This window comes from Formosa sediminum (assembly GCF_007197735.1).
GTDB classification, from domain to species: Bacteria; Bacteroidota; Bacteroidia; order Flavobacteriales; family Flavobacteriaceae; genus Formosa; species Formosa sediminum.
Map to the genome: position 1 here is coordinate 2,700,738 of NZ_CP041637.1, position 22,870 is coordinate 2,723,607.

Consider the following 22,870-nt stretch of genomic DNA (forward strand, 5'->3'; position numbering starts at 1 on the left):
AATTACAATCTATAGTTTAAAAAATCAGTAACTTAAGTTACATTATAAGATAAAATGTGCTATTTATATGTATTCTGCATTAGGTCTGAAACTGCATCCCAAAGGGCAACTCTTTTTTCTAATGCTTGTTTAGCTACGTGTAATGCTTCATCCCATTTTATATCATCTGCTCCACAAAGTTCAGAAACCATTTTTAAAGAAAGCGGACCGTGTTCATCTCCATCTAATTCAATATGGCGTTGCAAATAATACTTGAATTTGCTAAAGGATTGCTGTTCTGAATTGGATTGTTTAATAATTTCAATAAACATATCAGGGATAAGATCTTCACGTCCGAATGTAAAAGCAGAAGCTATAAGATGTGATTTTTTAGTAGCAATAACAGAAAACGTAAAATTAACGAAATCTGAAACCCGAGGATCTAAAGCTATCTTATTTAAAGCAACTGTAATGGGTTCTCCTTGTGCAATATTGTGTACAAAAGATTCAATTTTTGAAGTGTCTGCCTCAGCTTGTAACATGGCATCTAAATACATTTCAAAATGGCTCTTAGCTTCGCCTATTTCATTAATATCGCTTTCTTCTCCAAGTACAATTTCATTTATAAATCTTGATAATGAGGCGTTTTTAGAAGGTAGCCATGGCGTATTTACACAGGTTAATTGTATTTGTAGTTGTTTTAATAACGACATAAAGTCCCAAACCGCATAGACATGATTTTCCATGAAGAGTTTAATATCATCTATAGTTTTTAAACTGCTATAGAGTTTATGATTTTTTAACTGCTGTCTTAAATCTGAAATTTCACTTTCAATAAATGATATCTTATCTAATTTCTGTACTTGTAGCATGCAAATGGAGTTTAGCTCTAATTATAAAGCCCGCAAAAATACATCATGAAATATAAAAATTACAATACATTTATTATAAAATTTATGTTGACAATTAGTTATAAACACTTAAAGTTGTTTATGATTTTGACTCTTAGTGATTTAGAGCTTATGCGATTTTTTTATTAGTATACGTAAGATGGGTTAGAGTTCATAAATATCATGTATTCTAGCAATATTATAACCTTGAGATCTTACAGTTCTTGTTGCTGCACTATTAGGGTTAAGTATAGGGTTTGTATGATTAAAGTGAATAAAAACGACCTTACTTTTTTCTTTAGGTTCTAATGCTTTAAAGCGCTCTAAACTTTCAATTATAAGTGGGTGTGGAATTTGAGAAATATCTCGTCTATTCATTTCTAAACCACTGTAAAATGTTGCATCTAGAAATGCATAATCTACTTTTTTAATCTCTTCAATTATATTTTTTTCCCATTTTTCCCATTTATCAATGTCAGGAATATAAAGTGCGGTTTTATTAGGACCTTTTATTTTATAGCCTACTGTTTCAGAATATTCATCCCTATGTGGGACTTGTACTGGGGTAACTTCTAAAGACTGAGATAATGTTACTGGTACATCTGGCGTTAAAGTTTTTAAAAGTATGTTCTTTCTATTAACAAGCTGTTCCCAAGGCCCATTAGATTCCAAGAATTTTTTCATTCTAGGCATAACATACACAGGTGTTTTTTTTGCATCTATAGCTTCTTTGCCTAAATACATAAGTCCTGTATAGTGCCCAATATGCGCATGTGTTAAAAAAATGCCATCAACTAACTGTTTTTCACTATTAGGTTCTGAATCTGTTAACCATTGTATTTGACTTGTTATATCTGGTGTAGCATCAAATAAGTAGGTTTTATTGGTCTGGGAATCTACTAATCCTAACGATGAAACTTTTCTATTTATGTTTGGATTATCAAAAAGTCCAGCACAACAGGATTTAGAACATCCAATGTGCGGAGACCCTGCATCTTGAATAGTTCCTAATATTACAATAGAGGTAGCGTCTATAGTATAACCAGGTTTTATATTAGGGGTTTTAGTTTGTTGCTTTGAACAAGAAAAAATGCATATAAATAATATGAGGAGGTGAAAAATTTTCATTTCAAAATTAGTTTTTTTGACGAATTAAATAGTTGTTAATAGTCTAATTTTATAGGGAGTAACTTAACGATATATAATCTAAATTAAGCTACCTATTAAACATTTTTAGCATACATAAGCTTATCGTTATTAAGCTATTATGGTTTTAACTTGATGAATATCAAATTTATAGATAGTATTAAAATACAAAATCCTAACCACACAATTGGTGAAATATAAAAATAATACTAGGTTATTTTTTAAATGATATGTGTTTGTATAACGTATGTATAAGCGTAGATCGTTTTGTATCCAGTGAGAAGCTACTGTTTTATTATTTATTTGAGGGCTATAACTAGGAGTGTTTATAATATAAGTATATAGTCCAAAGCATAGTATTAATGCTAGTAGTATTGTCATGTTTATTTAGGTTAAGTCTCTATTATGGGGATAAATGATACTTGTATGTAAATTTAGTTTTTTGTTTGTAATAGACAATATATCTAGACGTTTTCTTCTTTTTATTTTCTGTATTACCATTAATTTTCGAGTACAGGTAGTAAGAATATTGTTTTATAATATTCAGGTTTACAGTCTATATCAGAAAAAATCTTGCTATACGTTTTTAATTGATTTTGATGTTTTAAAACTTCTAAATTGGGATAGAATACCGCATTGTAATAATAGTTTGGTTGATTTGGTAATAACCCACCTTTAGCATTAAAATAAGTGTATAATGTATTAATTACAGCATTCTCTTCAGCAAAGATAAAATTTGTTTTCCCTCTAGATTTTCTAATGGCAAAAATATCTGCTCTTGCAGAATATGCATAATCAATATAATTATGAAGCATCTCGTGAGCTATTGAAACTGGGAGTCCTTCTAACATGTGTAAATTATAATTTTTCCATATATTGGAAGCGTTATAAATAGGTTTGGAGCCTAAAGAATTTTGCCCGAGAATATTTTGTTCGTGTATATTAATTACAGCAATATTATTCCACACATTAATAGTAGGGTTGGAGCCCTTGATAACCCCATTATACATGTAGATGGTATTGTTAGAAGAGATGTATTTGGGATTATCATTAAACGCAATCCAAAACATTTTGTTTGAGTTAACTAACGGTACAAATTGTGGTGTTTTTGTGATATAATGTTTTGTGTCGCTAAAAATTTTAGAATACAATTCTGGGTATATGTTTTGAAGTATAATGATACTTCTTATAGCATAATATACGTTTTTTTGATCGAGGGCTTTATCATTTTTTGTGGTAATTATAAAATCGCCATAGGTGTAAAAATGAGCTTTCCATGTGAGATGATTTAAACCATCAGTATTCCAACCATTATAAGTGCCAAATAATTCTGTTTCATTTGGGAATTTTCTACCCAGATATTTTAATTTTTTAGAATTAATAGGAAGTTCTAATTCTGAAATGAGGTTGTTTTTTGAAATAGATTTTAAAATGAGGTCTTGTAATTTTATATCTATTTGCTCGAGCGATAAGTTTGTTTGATTAAAATCTGAGGCCGTTTTTATCCATGATAAATCATGCTTGTTTAAATTCTCTTTGGTTGTATTTGGAGCTTTATCTTGAGCACAAGCGGTAGTTAAAACTATAAGATGTAAACAAATTATCCAAAGTGTTTTCATAACTCTAAAAATCTTATGGGGTAATTTTATAATGTGCAGTATCTACACCTGTATTTCCGGTCGTACTATCGTAAGCATATACAATAACTTCATAATCTCCAGTATGCTGAAAATTCACAGTGCCTTCAAATGTATTTGTAGATTTAAAGTGTAATGGGACTTCTGTAATACTGTTGTCTTTTAATTTTATTAGTGCTTTTACTTCAACCTGTGTGGCATCCCACATGCCATTTTTTTCAATTGGGCACCCACACATCATTACCACTTTAGCTGTAACTTTTAAAGGGTTTTTTTGTAACTCTTTTAAGGTAAAAGTCTGACTGGATTTTGAATTATCTAAGGTTACAAGAAAACCTGGAATTTCAATAATTATGCCTTCGCCTAAAATATGTTTACCTGGTATTAACCACAGATCTGTTGTCGCACTTACTCTTACATCATTATCTTTAATTGTAGAATACACTTCTATAGTAACAAAAACAGGTTCGCTAAGCGGTATAGTAGCCTGAAATTTTGCTGTATTATCGTCTGTAATTCGTTCACCTCTTTTTAAAGGCGTATTCATAATTGTATTTGTATTGCCTGTAGCTCCTTCGGTTTTACCTTGCACTAAAATAGTTTGTGTTTTTTTGTTTCTAATCACCACTTTAGCTCCTCCTAGTGAAGAACCAATAAATTTGGCATCTTTAGCTTTTGCTCTCACAATTATTTTTGTGTCGGTTGCAAATGAAGATATTGAAATAAGCGTGGTTAAAATTACTGATAGAATAAATTTCATATGTCGTATAATGTAGTGTTAGTAGATGTGATTTAGTAAAGATAACTAAATAGCTAGTAATGTATTGATCGTATGAGTTGTTCCTTTATATTTCTAGCTATAAAGATTTGAAATTAGTAGTTGAGTATCTTTTTAAGGTCTTAACACACCAAGCATTTGTCCTATACCAATTCCAATATAGGTTCTGTCCTTATTTAAAATTAGTAAGGGAGAAACGGTTAGCCCATAAATTTTAGAAATAGGAAATTCTATTTTAGGGTTTAATACAAAGCTCAAGGTATTATATTTTCTGTATTGCCAAGTATAATTTTCTGTTAGAAAAGGATTGTCTATGGGGTGCCAATTTTCTGGTTCTCTAATTATGGTATATCCCAATCCAGCAGATAAATTTAATCGTATTGTACCCTTTGTATTTAGTTTATAAATTTTGCCAGCACCAATTTGGATATTTTCTAATTGATCGTAAGGGTTCGTTGTTCCAAAAGAAAATATACTTTCAAATCCAGATGAATAATTTTCTGGTTGCGATTTGGGTGTTCTTAAATTACCTGTATAGCCTATTTTTAAGGAATAAGTTTCTTTATACACATAATTAAGGTTAAGATCAAAACCTATATAATTCCCTAAATTTAATTCGCCAGTAGTATAGATTGCATGAGATGTAGAGAATTGAGCATTAATAAATTGTATGCTAAAACAACTTAACATTACTGTTAATATGTAGGTTTTCATTATAGGCTTAAATTTATTTAAATATAAGATTTATTTTAAAGACGATTTAGTTTCCTATAATTATTTAAAAAAAAACCATATAACTTATTGATATAAACTATATGGTTAAAATTTTATCTGTGTACTTACATAATTACTCTTTCATAAATGTAATTAAAGGTTTTATAAAATCTTGAAATTTTTCTATATGTGGTAAGTGTCCCACGTTTTTAATTTCAACTAATTTAGCATTAGGAATTGTTTTTTGAGTTTTTTTACCTAACTCGTCATAACGTCCCATTGTTTCTCTAACCTCTTCAGATACAAGAGGTTTTCCTAAAGCAGTTCTATCTCGAGTACCAATAATTAATAGGGTAGCAGCAGTGATGTTTTTAAATTCATAAACTACGGGCTGTGTAAAAATCATATCAGAAGTTAAGGCTGAATTCCATGCAATTTTATCATAATCAGAGTTTAGTGTCCAGCCAGCTAATAAATTAACCCATTGGTCGTATTCTGGTTTCCAATTATTATCGTAATAACTTTCTAATTGATATTTTCTTATACTTTCGTAATTGCTTTTCAGTGCATTTTTGTACCACCAGTCTACTGGTTTATATGGCACTTTTAATTTCCAATCTTCTAAACCAATTGGGTTTTCAAGTATTAATTTTTCAGTAATTTCAGGATACATTAAAGCAAAACGTGTTGCTACCATTCCGCCCATAGAATGGCCTAAAATTGATGTTTTTGTGATTTTTAATGTGTCTAATAATGTTTTTGTATTTTGGGCTAATTGCTGAAATGTATATTGAAAATAATCTGGTTTAGACGATTTTCCAAAACCGATTTGGTCAGGTACAATTACTCTAAAACCTTCTTTAGTAAGAGACTCTATAGTCGTTTTCCAATACGCACCATTAAAATTTTTACCATGACATAACACAATATTCTTACCATTGTAATTCTCTGGTGTAATATCCATATAAGCCATTTTTAAATCTTGATCTTGTATATTAAGATCTAGTATAGACACTTTATAAGGATACGTATAGTTTGATAATTCTAAATCTAACCATTCTAAATTATTTGTTTGAGCTGTTACTAGTGGGAAGGATAGCACTAAAATTAATACTGTAAATACAATTTTTTTCATGTTGTAGGTTTAAATTATTAATTGTGTTAAAGGTATTTGTTTACGTTAAGAAGTTTTTACGTTTAATTGTATAAAAGTAAACAATTCTAAAAACACCACTTAGGTATAAAGTCTATAAAAAGAGTTAAAGTTTAATTGCTAAATACTTTTGTATTGTTTTAATTGTTGTAGAACTCTAATTCGGGTACGTGTTTTTTAAGACTATCACTAAATTTTAATTCATATTCTTCTTCCAATATTCGTAATAAATCAGTTGTAAAAGCTTTATAACTAGAGCCTATAGGAAACAATGTATTGGCATTTACTTTTAATGGGTGGTCTAAATCTCCAAAATCAAATCCTTTAGAGTATATTAATTCATTGTCTTTACCAATGGCTATAGAAAACTCTACGGTTTGAATAAGTTATTGTAATATTTTAAACTTTTGAACTATTTTTTTATTAATTTTTGTTTGATCATAAACGTTAATGTGTAGTATTAGAAATAAAGAATAAGTGTTTTTAATTTCATGTGTAATAATTGTGCTAAATTAATAACGATTATTTAAGTATTTTTTTAGAATAATTTCCATGGCGCTCAAAACTTATTATTTCACCACTTTTATTTCTAATAAAGGTGAGAGTTTCTCCTAATTCATTATCATCTCTTAGTCTTTGAAATGTGTCACCTTTAATATGTTTATAAAACGCCATACTATTTTGGGGTTTATCTGATGGTAATGAAAGGGCTACTAACTTATCATTCCATGTAGAAATATATATTTCGCTCCACCAAGGTGATAAATTATAATATCCTGTATATTGTTGCAGTATTTTAGTTGTTTTAGCAGGTGTTTTTTTAGTAGACTTTTTTACTTTTTCTATAATACCATGCATTCCTTTTACATATTTGCTAGGATCTGTACCATTAGCATTTATCATAACAGAATAGGCTTTTTTGTGTTTTAGATCTAACTGAAGCGTGGTTTCATAACCCGGACAACTGCCTCCGTGACCAACCCATGTACTGCCATTATCTCCTTTATATACAGCAAAACCAAGACCCCAAGTGCGTTTCCAGTTTGGATCTGTCCAATGTACGTTTTGCATGTATTTAAGTGTGGATGGTTTTAATAGTTCTGTACTAGTTGTATCTCTTAAACGAAATTGCCAAGATGCAAATTTACCTAAGTCAATTACGTTCGATGAAAACCCTGCAGCAGGTGTTATGCCATTAGCTTGAAAGAATTTAAGTTTTTCACGTGATCCGTTTCGTTGTATAGAGGCATAACCTATAGCTAATTCTTCTCCATATAATTGTTCCGGAAGTTCTGTGCGCGTATCCTTAAGGTTTAATGGGTTAAGTATATTGTTTTCAATATATTCATTGTAAGGTATTCCGGTTATTTCTTCAACAATTTCACCTAATAATGTTAGTCCGAGATTACTATATTGAAAGTATGTAGAGGCAGGATATAATGTTTCCTGGTTTTCTAGTTTAGAATCTATTTCAGCTTTACTAGGAAACGGAAAATCTGGACTTGTCCAGTAAGGATATGCAGCTTCTCTAGGAAGTCCTGAAGAATGAGTTAATAAACTTCTAATTGTTATAGGACCACTCTCTGGATATTTCTGTTTTAGTTTATAAGCGGGAAGGAGATCTTCTATTCTATCATCCAAACGCAATTTACCTTCGTCGTAAAGTTTCATAATTGCTACCGAAGTAAATAATTTTGAAATGGAGCAGATACTACAAATTGTTGTAGCTTTTGTTTTTACCTTTTTTTCTACATTTAATTGTCCGTATGCACCAGACCAAAGCATGTCCTGATCTGTTATAATGGCAGCAGAAATTCCGGGTAGTTTATCAAAATCTTTTTGTGCTTCTAACCAAACTTCTACAAGTTTAATAGCTTCTGTATAATCCGGTTGAGTAGATTGGGCAAATATTCCGATGCTATATAAAGCGAATAAAAGTATGAGATACGTTTTTTTCATAGTGTGATGGTAAGTCGTATAAACAATTGTTTTACTCTAAAAATAATAATTAATTATTAGTACATCCTTTATTCTTATTAAAAGTGTTAAATAAGTATAATAAAATGTATTTAGTTTAAACATCTAGATGTATATTATATGCAAATTAGAGTTATGGTTATTAAAAATATAAACTATTTTGAAATTTTGGTATATAAAAAAACGCCCAACCTTGGGCGTTTTTTTATAATTAGTCTTATAATGTGAAAGCGTTGGTATAAAAATATCTAGTATTTAATTTTAACTAAAGTATATTTTAATGTTGAAATGTAAATGTTTAAATTTTATTAAAAAGATCTGAGTTTATTTGGTCTTTAACCACTACATTTTTAGGTCCTCCAGCATTTTCACTTCTATTAAAGGATAATAAAACTTTACCTGCTTTTTGATAATTATCCCAAGCATTTATAAATCGAGGATTGTCATCGGTATAATTTCCGAAGAATGCCCATTGTTTTACCAAATGATCTTTTTGATCGATGTAAATATGATATTTATTATTAGGAGTGACTCCAACATCTTTAAATGTCATTTCTAACACATCTGATACATTTCCGTTTGGGAGTTGTGCTGTTTTTAAATATTTAAGTTGTACGCCTTCATCTTTTAATTTCCAAGGCATAGTTAACCAATACGAATCATTAATCCACCATTTTTTTCCTTGTTCAAGTACTTTGTTTAGTGTATTTGTATCTGTAATTAAGGTTCCATCTTTAGATGCTTTTCCTTCTCCAGAATTAATATTAACTATCACAATTAGATTTTCGTTTGGATTTTCAATTCTAACATTTCCAGTCCATTTATCCCAAAAAAGCGTTCTTTTACCAAAATCCCATTGTATAAAATGAGTGTTGTTCCAATTCTCCATTCCACCCATAGCTTCAAAAGATTGTTGTACTAATTGGTCTATTTTTTTTTGATTGTCTTGAGCTTGAAGACTAAGCACTCCAAAAAGAATAAAAATAAATGTTTTAATGTTTTTCATGTGTTATAAATTTAATCAGTAAAATATAAAAGATTAAGTGAAATAAGCCAATATAAGTGATATGGTATGTGTATTTTAGTTTTTTTTAACGTATAACATTGTACTTTCTATATAGAGTCAAAACCATACCTCCAAAACATGCAGTATTCCTTATATGCTTTTAACTTTCTAAATTAGTCCGAAATTTAGTATCTATTTAGGAATAATTAAACATAATCATTAATAGTATTGTACTTTATATATATTGAACTTTAAGAAAAAAATATACTAAACACAATATAGTTTTTAAGTTTTATGTAGATTTTCTATGGACATAATTTAGTTATATATTCTAATTATTTCATCATTTCCTTTTCTCTAATACTTCTCACATAGTCGTTAATAATCTTTTTCATAGGTATAGGATTATATCCAAGAAAATAAACTTTGTAAGCATCTTTTACCACTTTGGAAGAAAATATTTCTACTTTAATACCATTTTCAATTTCAAGACCTACCGTTTATACAAAACTATGTATCGCACCATTTACCATTGCAGCACTAGTAGTTTTCACTGTAGAGTAGTCTGCTAAAATTTCTGTAGATAATGTAATAATTCCTATTTCGGCAGCTATTTTTATATTCATAATTCAACTATATCTATAATTCTCGATATATGAAATTGAAATGGTACGCTCCATAAAAGTTGCATTTATTTTATTAATGATTGTCTAGGGCAGAAGGCTGTAACTAGCATTATATACTAAAACATCAATTTTACAAAAATATCAATTGTAATTTCAAAATATTTTTAACATTTATGTTGTTTGTAAAATCAACTACAATTAGGTGAAAAACGTTTACTCTTTTTATCTATGTTCTAATATATTTTTATTCGTAACACAAATTTGATAATTCTAATATTAGGTAACTTAAACTTATTTAGGGGACAACCATACTTTTTTTAGGTTTATTACATTCCATATTTTATTATCAGGTTTAAGATGTATACTATAATCACCCGCTTTATTGATAACCACATCCCCGACATTCACAGTTTTGTAAGATGCAAAACCTCCTGTTGCAGGTAGTTTACTTTTAATGGTTTGTTCTGCCACAATAAGTTCTATATTACTTTCTTCTTCAGAGGCTATATCCATGGAAACAGTGTAGGTACCAGCTTTATGAATATTAAAATCCCAATCTACAGTTACTTTTTTAGCTGACCATTGTTCTATACAATCTTTTTCTTTATTGTAAGCGACATGAGTGCCTATCACATTATTTATTATGGATTGTTGTGCGGTTAATAAAACAGTACCATCTTCATTTTGCTTGATTATGTCGGCATCGCTTACTATAGGTTTTCCCTTTATTTCTAGTACAATTACAGAACTTATAGTATCTGGAGCTTTACCAACTAAAGATATAGTGGTGCCTTGCTCATCGGTTTTGGTTTTGAAATTTTGAGATTTATCAACTAGTAAATTACAAGATTGCACAGTGTTGGTAACAGGTATAAATAACTCTCCGTTTTCTGGCCAGTCAAAAACATTAAGATAAAGCGTCGTATTTTTTTCAGTTGTACGTGTAGTGATTCGTCCCCATGTAGGTGTACGACATGGACTAGCATTGGTGCCATAAATAGATTCACTATTTTTATCCATCCATGCTCCAATATTTTTTAATCGTTCAACACTAGGTTCGGGGATTAGACCTTCGGCTGTTGGTCCTACATTGAGGAGGAAATTTCCCCCTTTACTGGCGATATCAACCAAATTTTGTATCAGTGTTTCTGTAGATTTCCAGTTGTGATCGTTACTTTTATATCCCCAAGTATTGTTCATTGTCATACACGATTCCCAATCGCCAGGAAGACCTGTACCAGGGATAAATTGTTCTGGCGTACTGATGTCTCCTTCATAATCTCCACCGAGTCTGTTGTTATGAATAACTCCTGGAGAAAGTTTTAATAGTGGTAAAAATTGTTCGGCACGTTCTTTGGTCATGCCTCGTGGTGTATCCCACCATAATATTTCAGGTTGGTACTGCGTTAAAATTTCCTTTACTTGAGGTACCGCAATATTTTTTATATAATCGTCCATATCATGTTCCTGAGCTGGATCCCACTTTCCTTTTTTATCCTTACCTCGAGCTGATCCGCCTTGATTCCAGTCTTGCGCTTGCGAATAATACAGTCCTAGCTTAATACCATGTTTTTTACATGCCTCGGCCAAAGGGGCAATAAGGTCTTTTCCGTATGGAGAAGCATCCATAATATCCCATTCAGAAACTTTAGAGTCGAACATTGCAAAGCCATCATGATGTTTAGAGGTAATAACAATATATTTCATGCCTGCATCTTTAGCGAGCTTTACCCAAGCTTCTGGATCGTATTTAACCGGGTTAAATTCCTTGGCATAGTTTTGATACGTGGCCATAGGTATGCTTGCGTCTGACATAATCCATTCGCCATATTTTCCTGCATCTTCACCTTTATATATTCCTGCAGGAACAGCATAAACGCCCCAATGTATAAACATTCCAAATCTAGCGACACGAAACCACTCCATACGGGCATCACGTTCAACCTCGGTTTCATTGGCATAGGGGTCAATGGATTTATTATTAGATTGTGATTGTACAGTATTTATCATTAATATGATTATTGCACAACTTAGTATAAAAGTCCTCATAGTTTTATTTTTTATGATACTATATTCGATTTTGTGTCGAATTTTCTAGTTTTCTAGAAATTGTTATTAGGGTTATTTTTTAATTAGTTTTATTATTTTTCTAGTTGTTCCAATCTTAAATTCAGCAAAATATATACCTGTATTTAAACTACTAATATCTATAGTTTCATTGGAGTGTTCTAGTTTTGTAGTTATAACCTGTTTACCTAAAATACTATAAACTGACACCATTTCTCCTTTTGCATTTGCTATGTTAAGTATATCGTTGGCTGGGTTTGGGTATAGTTTGATTTGACTAAGTTCAAATGTCTTGTCCGATAAGGTAACTTCAGCATCTTTACCAAAAATTTCGACTTCGGCTAATGCTAATGGATCTGAAGTTGTTTTAGATATTTTTACAATACCTCCAATAGCATTTCCTGTAGTAATGGTAAAAGCATTACTTGGTGCAGTTTCATAAAATTGACTAAAAGCTACGGTACCATTTGAATCAATTACTTCTACTGTAAAATTATTAAGTCTATCTGAACAGCAATCTGTTCTATTATATATTTTTATGGTTTCTATTTGGTAATTTCCATTTAAATCTACTTGCCACCAAGGTTCTGGATCTAGTGTTGCATCACCACTAGTATGAGATAGTGAACGACCACCCCAAGTACTATTGGTGTTCCCATCAATGGCATTTGACGCAGAACCATGACTTTCATAATCTGTAGATTGGGTTGCTGTCCCATACTTAGTTGCTAGGTTAACGGGAAGTTTACAATTTTCACTTTCAGTAATAGTGTTTAGAGAACCATTATCTATAATTTCACCACCACCACAGCTTATAATGGTATTTCCACTTGCAGTGGATTCAAGAATAATTTTATATTCCGTTTCGTTTACAATAATGGAGTTATTTCCTGTTATTACAATGGCGCGTTCTTCATCACTATCTAAAGGTCCTTCTGTACGATGAAAAGTAATTTTATGATTATTCCCATCAATATCTGCAATGTTATGTGGACCTATAGCTTCAGGTGATGGCATAATAGTCAATTCTATATTTTGGCCTGAACGATCTAATGGCACGTCCATTATAGGAGCATAAGTAAAATCTCCTGTTGATTCAATTACTTGACCTCCACTATTAACATTAAAATTAGTTAAACCATTGCCTATAGATGTACAGTTTGTTACTGTAGCACTAGAGGCTAAATAGGTACGAACACCTCCTCGCATATTTTTTACTGTACAATTTTCTACAGTTACAGCGCCGGTACCACCATAGGAACGGATACCATCCTCAGAAAGCGGGTACATAACATCCATAGGTATTGGAATAGGAGACTCAAAAGGCATTGCAAAAGGAGTACCCGGTGCAGCAATTTCATAATTGCTACGGAACGGATAGTCGTATGGATTAGTGTCATTATAAAGGTCTGCACTAGGTCTCATTCTTCCTTCAACATAACAGTTTTTAATTAGATTATTACCTGCTCCATTTTGTATGAAGATACCATGCCCAAATGCATAATGATACATGGTTATACCATCTAAAGTGTTTCCATTTCCACCACCTTCAAGACCATTGATAACTATACCACAACGTTTACTATGGTTAAATGTGCGGTCTGATCCTATTCCATAAATACTTCCATAGCCATAAGGGGAAGAACCTCTAATAATTAATTCAAAATCTAGTAACTGATTGTTATTTCCAGAAATACGCATTACTGCAGCACCTTTTAATCCATATGCAAGCGTAGGGTCATTATTATAAGCACTATAATCAGTAACCTCTGTTAGACCACTCGCATAATAATCTTCAATCGCTCCATTTTTAACGATGTTATCATTTCCAGATATAATAAAGTAGCTTTCTCTAATAGAGCCAACTAATGCATTAATTCGTACTCCTGTCATATCAATGGTATTGTTAGAACCTGAACAATTAATTACTCTTGAATCACTTGGTAAATCATCCAGTTCATAGTCACCAGGTGCCAGAATTATTTCTTGATCACTGTTTTGTACAACAGAATGAAACTCTGATAAGGAGTTAACTACTACTTGTGTTTGAGAATAACCTTTAGAATAGTAAGACATTAAAACCACCATTAATGTGGTTAACCATTTTAGTTTTTTTAAATAAGTCATAATTAGTTAGTATTTGATTTTGATAATTAAAGATTCGCTAAGACATATTTAAAAGCATGATTTTTACTTAAAAAATAGTGTTAGAATTTAATCAAGATCTAATGAATCTAGTTTAAAACTCCTTAAAAAGAATCTATTTGTTAAAAGTACCTATACTTAGAGGAACTGTATATAAATCAAAATTCAAATGCTATAAATTATGGTCCATATATAGAGAGAAAGGTATAATTAACTTGGGTGTTTTGTATAAATTATTGTATTTAAAACGCATTTGAGTCCAAAACAAAACTTGTTTTAAAGTATGAGTTTTTTTGTTGTGATGATGTTTTTGAAGATTTCAATTATTAACTAAAATTAAATGAATTTTTAGTCAAATTATTTCAGGGCGAGACAATCTACCATAAGGCAATCTGGTAGAAGTGTTAAAGTTAGATCATGGATAAGTAAAGTCGGGAATAGAAAATTACGCAATCTATTATTTCTATGTTTGTTTAGTAAACAAAAGAAAGAGCAAGAAAGTGGCATAAATAGCTGTAGCAAATAAACAGATTAAACAATGTTTTATTATTGCTAAATCAGGTAAGCCATAAGATGAAATTTACGTTTCTGTAATGCTTAAATAATAAAAAAATAGGATAAAAAAACTTACAAAATCAACTACTTGAATTTATAAGCCCAATATAATAGTGTCTAATAATTTTGAAGAAATGACTTGTTTTTTAACTCTGTTCTTTGTTGTAGCCAGTTATTTTATTCCATTATTGGACAAAAACTCCAAAATTAGTTTCCCAATTTCTCTAGTTTTTTCTTCTGCAACAAAATGTCCTGCATCAAGAAGGTTAAGTTCAGCATCCGGTAAATCGCGCAGATAAGCTTTTGCTCCGTTAGAGTTAAATTTTAAATCTTTTGCTCCCCAAGCAATCAAAGTTTTTGGTTGATTTTCTCTCAGCATTTTTTGCCACTCTGGGTATTTGATTAAGTTGGTATTGTAGTCCTGAAAAAGTTGAACTTGTATTTCTCTGTCTTTTTCAGAGCTTAGAAATGCTAAATCATGTGTCCACGCATCAGGGCTTTGGATATTTATATTCGTCTCATTTAAATCGAATAAATATTGTTTATTAATAATGGCATCTTCGCCTGTTAAACTATAAAGAAAATCATGTTTTGCTTGCGATGTATCCGTTTGTGCCGTTCTAAAAAAATCTTGACGCTTAGGTGTTAACCCGTCTAAATAAGCATTTGCATTTTGCACAATTAGCGCAGTTATCCGTTTTGGATTTTTCATCATCATCCTATAACCTACAGGTGCACCAAAATCTTGCATGTACATAACGTAGTTCCTAATTTGAAGCCTATCAATTAGTTTCTCTGTATACCCTGCTAACAAATCAAAAGTATAGGTCGTAGTCTCGGGATCTAAATGTGTGCTGTAACCCGAACCTAAATTATCTGGTGCAATAACATGATAATGCGTTGCCAACATCGGAATTAGGTTTCTATACGAGTGTGAAGATGATGGGTAGCCATGTAACAATACAATGGTCGGCTTCCTTTTATCTCCTGCTTCTCTATAAAACAGTTTTACATTATCTATTGCTACATAATTATAAGTTGTAGCTGGGGGTAAAAAGAATGCTGTTTTAGGCTCTATTGTTGTATTCTTACAGCCTAGCATAAAGGCAGTGATACACATAATTAGTATAAATTGTTTCACTCTGTATTTCTATCTGTTCTGATTTCTCATGAAAATTCTAATGTTTTCTATAATAGCATCACCCTCTTCCTCTAAAGCAAAGTGCCCTGTATCGTAAATGTTATAATCTATTTTTTTTACGTCTTTTTTAAAGGCTTCGGCACCACTTTCAGGAAAAAATGCATCATTTTTACCCCAAACTATTAGTAATGGTGGTTGATGGTCCCTTAAATATTGTTGCCATTTTGGATATAGTTTTATATTATTCTGATAATCATAGAACAAATCTAAATTTATGGCATGTGCGTTAGGTCTAGATAACCTCATAAAATCTAAATTATAGGTATCTGGGTCTACAGTTTCAATATCTCTTACGCCATGTGTATATTGCCATTTTAAACCTTCTAAAGAAAATACAGGTAATAGAGCATCTTCGTTTGCTTTAGTTCTATTTTTCCAAAGCGCTTTTATTCCTGCCCAAGCTTCACCTAAACCTTCTTCGTAGGCATTTCCGTTTTGGTTTAAGATTGCTGTAATTCTTTCAGGGTGTGCTGTAGCTAATCTAAAGCCAATGGGAGCGCCATAATCTTGAATCATTATAGCATAAGAATTAATCTTTTTTTGCTCTAAAAATGAATCTACAACCGTTGCAATATTATCAAACGTATACTTAAAAGTTTCAGCATCTGGAAAATCACTGTTACCAAAACCAGGATAGTCAGGAGCAATTAAATGAAACTCATTAGATAGTTGCGCCAATACTTTTCTATATTGATACGATGATGCAGGAAAACCATGCAGTAAAACAATGGTTGGGTTATTTATATTACCTGCTTCCCTATAAGCAATGCTAATGCCATTAACTTCTAATGATTTATATTTTAATGTTGATTTTGGGCTTTCACTAATAGCTAGTGAAGAATTAGGACTTTTTATCTTTTCTAATGTTACCTGCTCTTTACAAGAGATAAAAAGTAGAAGTATACTTATGATTAAGACGATTTTTTTCATAATTTAAATTGTAACTTTAAGACATGTGAATAGAAAAGTCATAACCTGCATTCATACAGGTCATGACTTTTTTGAGTTTTTAATTTCTTCCGGCCATAATACCTCCGTCAGTATCCCAGATTGCACCTGTAACCCAAGAAGCTTTATCCGATAGCAAGAAAAGAATACTATTAGCAATATCATTTGGCTCCCCAATTCTACCAATTGGATGGAAACCATTGAAACCAGCTAAGGCTTCTTTAGCTTCTTCTTTACCACCAAATACTCCGTGATATACCGGAGTGTTAACAATAGCGGGAGAAACTGCATTCATGCGAATATTATCATCAGCCAGTTCCATAGCTAAGTGCTGCGTTAATGAGTGTAAACCTGCTTTTTGCATTGAATAGGCAGAAGAAGGAGTTGCTTTAATAGCTTGTTTAGCCCACATTGAGCCAACATTTACAATAGAACCTCCATTTGTAGCTTTCATTTTCTTGGCTACACTCTGAGTGATAAAAAAGAAACCTCTGTTTAAATCTAGGTAAGAATTATAATCTTCCAATGTGTGGTCAAGAAATGGTTTTGGACCAAAAATTCCAGAAGCATTTACAAGATAGTCTAGGTTGTCTAGCTCATCAATTTTTGTAATCAATGAAGTAACATCTTCTGTGTTGGAAATATTAGTAGTATGCTTAATAAGATTTGGTGCTTCTGCTATTTTGTCCACATTTCTTCCTACAATATGCACTGTTACGCCTTTTTTTAATAATGCATTGGTTGTTGCATATCCAATTCCACTTGTACCTCCGATAACTAAGGCAACTTTGTTATTTACATTTTCCATCTTTATTTTATTTAATAATTAGTTCCAATTTGGTTTTTTCTCTATTCCGTAACCATCGGATGTTGTAATTCCTGCTAGCGATTTTTCCTTAGCCTGTATTACTATGAAAGAGAATATGTTCTCTGTGTTATTTCTTATTGCTATTTCGGTATTACTACCAACTCTGACAATTGTTCCTTCATCAATATCTACATAATTGTCCCTTTCCTTGAGTAGCTATATAAATTTCTTCCCTTCAATTTTGAAATTGAGATTTGGTTGGTAAACATTCTCTGTCATTATGTAAAGAGGACCAAGTTCTAGTTTTGAATACCCCTTTTTTTGTTCTTTTTTATTCATATAAACATTTATTAAGACAGACAAGTCTGTCTTTATTTTTGAAAATTTTTTAAGCTATTAGTAAGGAACACAAATTCTTTGTTTCCTGTATAGGCCATTTTTTCTGATGCAAATGACTTTCACTCACAGCACTTTCGTATAGCAAATAGATTTTTCGAGAAAGTGACGTTACATCTTCGATTTTATTTTTATCTAAATTCTCTGTTACTAATTTTGTTATGAGTTGAATGAAATTATTTTTTTGTTTTTGTATTTCACTTCTGATTATTTCGTTATCCTTTGGTATTTCTGAAACGGTTTTAATACACCAACAGCCATTAAAATCATTGGTCTGAAAGAATAACTCTAGAAAATCAAAAATAGCTAGTATTTGTGTTTTTCCTTTCGGTTTGGAAGTTGTGAACATTTCAATATCTGCAATGAATTTTGCGTCTTTGAATCTAAGGTAGGCAAGACAAATATCATCTTTAGACTTAAAATGACTGTAAAGTGTTGCTTTTGCAATTCCTGCCTGTGAAATAATTTCATTTATTCCAGTAGAATTATATCCATTCTTATAAAATAAGGATGAAGCTGTTTCAATGATTCTATTTCTTACCTCTGAGTGTTTCACATTGCAAATATATAAAAACATTTTTAAAAAGACAGACTTGTCTGTTTTTTTAAAAAAAATTAATACTTAGAAAATTAAAAAGCTAAGTTAGCGTTACAATTTTGTCTAATGTTTCGTCCTGAAATATAGCTACAGGTTAAAATTGTTTTTAAGCTGATACTTTATATCCCATATTAGGTGTTTTATAATCTAAAGATAAATGCAATCTTATTTCGTTGTATAAATTAATTGCATTTTTTGTAGCTCTTATCGCATGAGCCTCATCAGTAAAGGTCTGATTGAGAGAGAATTTATCTTTTAGTATGCCATTTACACGTTCTACTATTGCATTTTCGTAACAGTGATTTTCTTATGTCATACTAATATCTATTCTATTTCTTTTTAGTATTTGCGTGTTCTAAGTGTAAGCATATTGTGTTTTCTAAGAACATTAAACAAAGTATCTCTACCCACTTTAAGGTTAGCTTTAATAAACCTATTATCTAATGATTTTATAAGTTTACGTACGCCTTCCCTGGGAAGGGATTTACGTTTTCTACTGACTATTTTTATAATTTGTTGTTCTTGTTTTAAACACTTATCAGCTCTAGATTTGTATTTATAATACGCGTTACGTTTTAAGTTTAAAGCAATGATTAATAGTGGTTAAAGACGTAAATTCCTTAGCTTTTTCTTTAGCTTTAATTAAGGCTAGATATTTAGATTCGCTGAACCACTTCGTAAGGTTTTGTCTTTTGTTTCCACTTTTACTCTGGTGTTCATTAAGTCTTTGCGATTATACTTTTTAATCTATTCATTAACAGTTGTAGGAGCAATGGAGTAGAGTTTACAAAGTTCAATTTATGTGTGTTTACCGGTTATAAGTTTGGCTAAAATTTTCAGTTTCAAAGGTTTTGAATACCGTCTGATTACTTTGTTATTTTTGTACATAAAGTTTAAAATTATCTACCATTTATTCAGGACGAGTCAAACTTGAAGCTAGCGGTTATACATTGTTATGAGCTGGATTTATACGTGAGTTTTACCAACCTAATTCAATTATGACTTTTTCTAAATTCTAATGGCGTCATTTTTGTTTTTTTCTTGAATAACTTTCCAAAAGATTGTGGATGTTCAAATCCCAATTCGTAAGCTATTTCATTAACGGATAGCTCGGTGGTTGATAGCTTTTCCTTTGCAAGTTTCATTATTTCTTCGTGTATAAAAGTCTGTGTGCTTTTTCCTGTGATTGCTTTCAATAATCTTGTCAAGTAGTTGGGAGACACATTCATTTCCTTAGCTATTTTTTCAACTTTCGGTAAACCATATAGTTTTAACATTTCATCATTTACAAAATTACCTAATATAAATTCAAATTGTTCTATTACGGAATGATTTGACTTTACACGTGTGATAAATTGACGTTGATAAAAACGATTTGAATACGTAAGAAAAAGATCTAAATGCGAAATAATTACGTTTTGGCTAAAATTATCAATATTTGAGTTATATTCTTGATAGATATCTTCCATAATCCGAATAAGTATTTTTTCTTCTTTTTCAGAAAGATGAAGTGCTTCGTTTAGCTGGTATTCAAAGAAATCATAATTTTTAATTTTGCTAGCCAAAGTCGTATTCCACAAAAAATCTGGATGAAATATAAGTAGCCATCCCGAATGGTTTAGTTCGTTTGCACTTTCAACTTCAATAGACATTACTTGATTTGGTGCTACAAATGCCAGAACGCCATTATCAAAATCATACTCTTGTTGTCCATATCCCATCTTACCTTCGTAAATACGTTTCAATGCTATGCAATAAAAACTGTGCGTTACATTTATAGATGCACCAGCTATGTGTTTAATATCTTCAAAATTAATGACGCTCACTAAGGGATGTTTTGTGCTGGGGAGATTATTAACTTTATGGTACTCGCTAATACTGTTGATATGAACAATTTTTTTTGACATTTATGACTCTATTTATTATACAAAGTAGCAAATTCACCCGCAAAGTCCAAAAGACTCTGACTACCCATTTTTGCTGGTTTATTATTATCGTAGTTTTCAGTCAGACGACCATTCTCTAAACTGTGATACATTTCAGTAAATAGGCTGGCTATATTAGTAGGTATTCCATTTTGTTCCATTCCTTTTTTTATGTCTTCGTCTGAAACAATTGTCCACTTCAAATCTGGTTTTCCAATTTTTAGTCCTAATGCCGTTGCAATTTCTTGTCCTGTGTGTTCCGAACTTGCTATATATCTAAATAAGTTACTTTTATTATTTTCTAATTCGTAAGTTGCAACCTCTGCAATGTCTTTAGACGATACAAGTGGGAATTTAGTAGTACCGTAGTTGGCTAAGATTTGACCTGTGTATTTTATCATTTCAATATAGTTATTAAGATTATAATAAAAATAGGTTGGTCTTAAAATTGTCAGACTTATTTTCGGTATTTGCTTAATGATTTCTTCAGAAAAATGAGAACCTAATATTGGACCTGTTCCATAATTTAAATGTCCTCCAAAACTACTTAAAAGTACAACTCTGTAAACTCCTGTTTTTTCAATTGCTTTTGCAAAATTAGCACTTGTTTGTCTATAATATTCTCGAATATCAGGTTGTGTGTAGTCAGGTGGATTCATTAAGAAAACAGCATCTACACCAGAAAAAGTAGAAACTAAAAAGTCTAAATCTAGTAAAGAACCTATTTGCGGTTTCCCATTGATACTTTCAATTTCCTTTTTTCGTTCTAATGAGTGACTTATAATTGTTACTTCGTGATCTTTTTTGATTAGGTTTTTAGCAAGTATTTTTCCGATGTTTCCTAATGAACTTGTAAGCGTTATTTTCATTTTATTACGTTTTTTGTGAGTCACAAAGTTCAAATAACGCTTATATATTTATGTAGTTAAATTAGGCTTTTCTCAAGCCAAATTCGATAATTTCATAATGTCAGTTATTAATTACGGATTTTTTTTAGCTTGCGCATAACTGTTTTGTATAATTTTACAGCTATGGGAAGGTTAGAAGTAAAGATAGTAAAAAGAGCTAACTTTGACGCTTTTGCGTCTGTGTCCGTAGGACACAACTAAACTTTAGTTGGAATTATACATTGTTGGGCATTCGTTTTTTTTAATTAAAAATACCTTAATCAAATACTATTTTACTACCGTAACTTCTAATTCTATTTTTAATGTTTCAAAAAGACTTTTTACTTCCAATACAGTACTTGCCTGTCTTATGTTATGTTCAGTTACCCAATTTTGGAAGACATCAAAACAGGTAAATAGCTCTTCAGATGAAGTTGTATAAATGTTTAATCTCACAATATTTTCACATTCATATCCAGCTTCCTTTATAACTTTTTCCAGATTTTCTATGGATAGAATTAATTGGGCTTTCATATTGGAAGTGCTTGATTTCCCATAGTCATCTATTGCTGTTTGCCCAGAAATATAAAGTGTGCCTTCTGGCTTTGTAACTTCAACTGCTTGTACATAACTTCTTTCATTTTGCCATTCCCACGGATTAATTATTCGTTTATTCATTTTTCTTCTTTTTTATTTTGTGCTAATGTTGACACAGTAATCAATAATACAATTGCTAATATTTTATTATTTCATAATTGTATTTTTTTTTGTACTACAAATGTTTGAATAATAGTATTAATCGAGCGTGACATACATCACAATTATAAAGAGGTAGATATTAAGAGGAAAGTCGGCTAAGTGTCTCACGCGAAACACCTAAATAAGAAGCTAAAATAATTTTGGGAACTCGTTGAAATAATAAGGGATATTGTTTAAGTAGTTGCTCATACCTTTCTTTTGCATTTGATGTTAAAAAAGATAAAATTCTATTTTGAGAAGCAATATATCCTGAGTTAGATTTTTCAAGAAAGAATTGTTTCATTTTGGGTAATTCAGCTGATAATTTTTGATAATTTTTAAAACTCAAGGAAAATACAATAGTGTCTTCAATGCATTGTAAAGACATTTTAGCTTTAGTTTGTGAGAAGTAAGCTGAAAAATCACTTTCCCACCAGTCTTCCATTGCAAATGAAACGATATGTTGTTTTCCGTTTTTGTCATCGTAAACTAATTTTATAAGCCCTGTAACAACTAAGTAACAATCCTTTACGTTTTCTCCTTCTTGAATGATAAAATCATTTTTTTTATATTTTTCATATGAGAAATGTGATAGAATAAATGAGAACTCATCATCTGTAAGAGCTATTAAATTTTCAATATGCTTTTTTAATTTTTCTTTCATTAAATAAGAATTCTAATTTTGATGACACTAGT

At 30.9% G+C, this 22,870-nt stretch carries 20 protein-coding genes and 2 pseudogenes; 1 reads left to right on the top strand and 21 read right to left on the bottom strand.

From position 1 onward, the window contains the following. Nucleotides 1–59: 59 nt before the first annotated feature. The 12 genes from FNB79_RS11720 to FNB79_RS11775 all read right to left on the bottom strand — a co-directional run bounded on the left by FNB79_RS11720 (nt 60) and on the right by FNB79_RS11775 (nt 14,100). Nucleotides 60–851, bottom strand: a complete 792-nt coding sequence (locus FNB79_RS11720; RefSeq protein ID WP_143381488.1) for a DUF3050 domain-containing protein — start codon at nt 849–851, stop codon at nt 60–62. Nucleotides 852–1,034: 183 nt separating this feature from the next. Next, nucleotides 1,035–1,997, bottom strand: a complete 963-nt coding sequence (locus FNB79_RS11725) for an MBL fold metallo-hydrolase (RefSeq protein ID WP_143381489.1) — start codon at nt 1,995–1,997, stop codon at nt 1,035–1,037. 518 nt (nt 1,998–2,515) lie between these two features. Next, complete coding sequence (locus tag FNB79_RS11730; protein ID WP_143381490.1) at nt 2,516–3,634, bottom strand: hypothetical protein; 1,119 nt, start codon at nt 3,632–3,634, stop codon at nt 2,516–2,518. Nucleotides 3,635–3,647: 13 nt separating this feature from the next. Further along, nucleotides 3,648–4,412, bottom strand: coding sequence for a hypothetical protein (locus FNB79_RS11735; RefSeq protein WP_143381491.1), 765 nt, complete (start codon nt 4,410–4,412; stop codon nt 3,648–3,650). A 132-nt stretch (nt 4,413–4,544) separates the two neighbouring features. Continuing rightward, nucleotides 4,545–5,144: a hypothetical protein gene (locus FNB79_RS11740; RefSeq protein ID WP_143381492.1), complete on the bottom strand. Its 600-nt coding sequence runs from the start codon at nt 5,142–5,144 to the stop codon at nt 4,545–4,547. Nucleotides 5,145–5,277: 133 nt separating this feature from the next. Then, a complete protein-coding gene (locus tag FNB79_RS11745; RefSeq protein ID WP_143381493.1) occupies nt 5,278–6,279 on the bottom strand; it encodes an alpha/beta fold hydrolase in 1,002 nt (333 codons plus the stop codon). A 158-nt stretch (nt 6,280–6,437) separates the two neighbouring features. Beyond that, nucleotides 6,438–6,680 carry a serine hydrolase domain-containing protein gene (locus FNB79_RS17530; protein ID WP_143382624.1) on the bottom strand — a complete coding sequence of 81 codons (243 nt, stop codon included), beginning with the start codon at nt 6,678–6,680 and terminating at the stop codon, nt 6,438–6,440. Between the two features lie 139 nt (nt 6,681–6,819). Then, nucleotides 6,820–8,256: a serine hydrolase gene (locus FNB79_RS11755; RefSeq protein WP_143381494.1), complete on the bottom strand. Its 1,437-nt coding sequence runs from the start codon at nt 8,254–8,256 to the stop codon at nt 6,820–6,822. Between the two features lie 316 nt (nt 8,257–8,572). Further along, a complete protein-coding gene (locus FNB79_RS11760) occupies nt 8,573–9,280 on the bottom strand; it encodes a hypothetical protein (protein ID WP_143381495.1) in 708 nt (235 codons plus the stop codon). 500 nt (nt 9,281–9,780) lie between these two features. Continuing rightward, nucleotides 9,781–9,906, bottom strand: coding sequence for a hypothetical protein (locus FNB79_RS17455; protein ID WP_262711356.1), 126 nt, complete (start codon nt 9,904–9,906; stop codon nt 9,781–9,783). A gap of 291 nt (nt 9,907–10,197) precedes the next feature. Further along, nucleotides 10,198–11,916 (bottom strand): alpha-L-fucosidase, encoded by a 1,719-nt coding sequence (locus tag FNB79_RS11770; protein WP_143381496.1) that lies wholly within the window; start codon nt 11,914–11,916, stop codon nt 10,198–10,200. 111 nt (nt 11,917–12,027) lie between these two features. Then, complete coding sequence (locus FNB79_RS11775; RefSeq protein ID WP_143381497.1) at nt 12,028–14,100, bottom strand: galactose-binding domain-containing protein; 2,073 nt, start codon at nt 14,098–14,100, stop codon at nt 12,028–12,030. 397 nt (nt 14,101–14,497) lie between these two features. Between FNB79_RS11775 and FNB79_RS17560 the strand changes: the two are divergent. Then, a pseudogene (locus FNB79_RS17560) lies at nt 14,498–14,690 on the top strand (transposase); the annotation flags it as partial. Between the two features lie 155 nt (nt 14,691–14,845). On the opposite strand, the gene FNB79_RS11785 reads toward FNB79_RS17560, so the two are convergent. From FNB79_RS11785 to FNB79_RS11830, 9 genes and pseudogenes are all read right to left on the bottom strand, one after another. Further along, the gene (locus FNB79_RS11785) at nt 14,846–15,793 is read right to left on the bottom strand and encodes an alpha/beta fold hydrolase (protein WP_143382625.1); all 948 of its coding nucleotides are present in this window, start codon (nt 15,791–15,793) and stop codon (nt 14,846–14,848) included. Between the two features lie 30 nt (nt 15,794–15,823). Beyond that, complete coding sequence (locus FNB79_RS11790) at nt 15,824–16,804, bottom strand: alpha/beta fold hydrolase (protein WP_143381498.1); 981 nt, start codon at nt 16,802–16,804, stop codon at nt 15,824–15,826. Nucleotides 16,805–16,883: 79 nt separating this feature from the next. Then, nucleotides 16,884–17,630, bottom strand: coding sequence for an SDR family NAD(P)-dependent oxidoreductase (locus FNB79_RS11795; protein WP_143381499.1), 747 nt, complete (start codon nt 17,628–17,630; stop codon nt 16,884–16,886). 388 nt (nt 17,631–18,018) lie between these two features. Then, nucleotides 18,019–18,582, bottom strand: a complete 564-nt coding sequence (locus tag FNB79_RS11800) for a TetR/AcrR family transcriptional regulator (protein WP_143381500.1) — start codon at nt 18,580–18,582, stop codon at nt 18,019–18,021. A 148-nt stretch (nt 18,583–18,730) separates the two neighbouring features. Then, a pseudogene (locus FNB79_RS17540) lies at nt 18,731–18,913 on the bottom strand (integrase core domain-containing protein); the annotation flags it as partial. 703 nt (nt 18,914–19,616) lie between these two features. Then, entirely contained in the window at nt 19,617–20,531 is a 915-nt protein-coding gene (locus FNB79_RS11815; protein WP_143381501.1) for a helix-turn-helix domain-containing protein, read from the bottom strand. An 8-nt stretch (nt 20,532–20,539) separates the two neighbouring features. Further along, on the bottom strand, nt 20,540–21,418 hold the full coding sequence (locus FNB79_RS11820; RefSeq protein ID WP_143381502.1) for an NmrA family NAD(P)-binding protein: 879 nt from the start codon (nt 21,416–21,418) through the stop codon (nt 20,540–20,542). Nucleotides 21,419–21,724: 306 nt separating this feature from the next. Continuing rightward, nucleotides 21,725–22,114 carry a RidA family protein gene (locus FNB79_RS11825; protein ID WP_143381503.1) on the bottom strand — a complete coding sequence of 130 codons (390 nt, stop codon included), beginning with the start codon at nt 22,112–22,114 and terminating at the stop codon, nt 21,725–21,727. A 160-nt stretch (nt 22,115–22,274) separates the two neighbouring features. Further along, nucleotides 22,275–22,838 carry a Crp/Fnr family transcriptional regulator gene (locus FNB79_RS11830; protein ID WP_143381504.1) on the bottom strand — a complete coding sequence of 188 codons (564 nt, stop codon included), beginning with the start codon at nt 22,836–22,838 and terminating at the stop codon, nt 22,275–22,277. Nucleotides 22,839–22,870 lie beyond the last annotated feature (32 nt).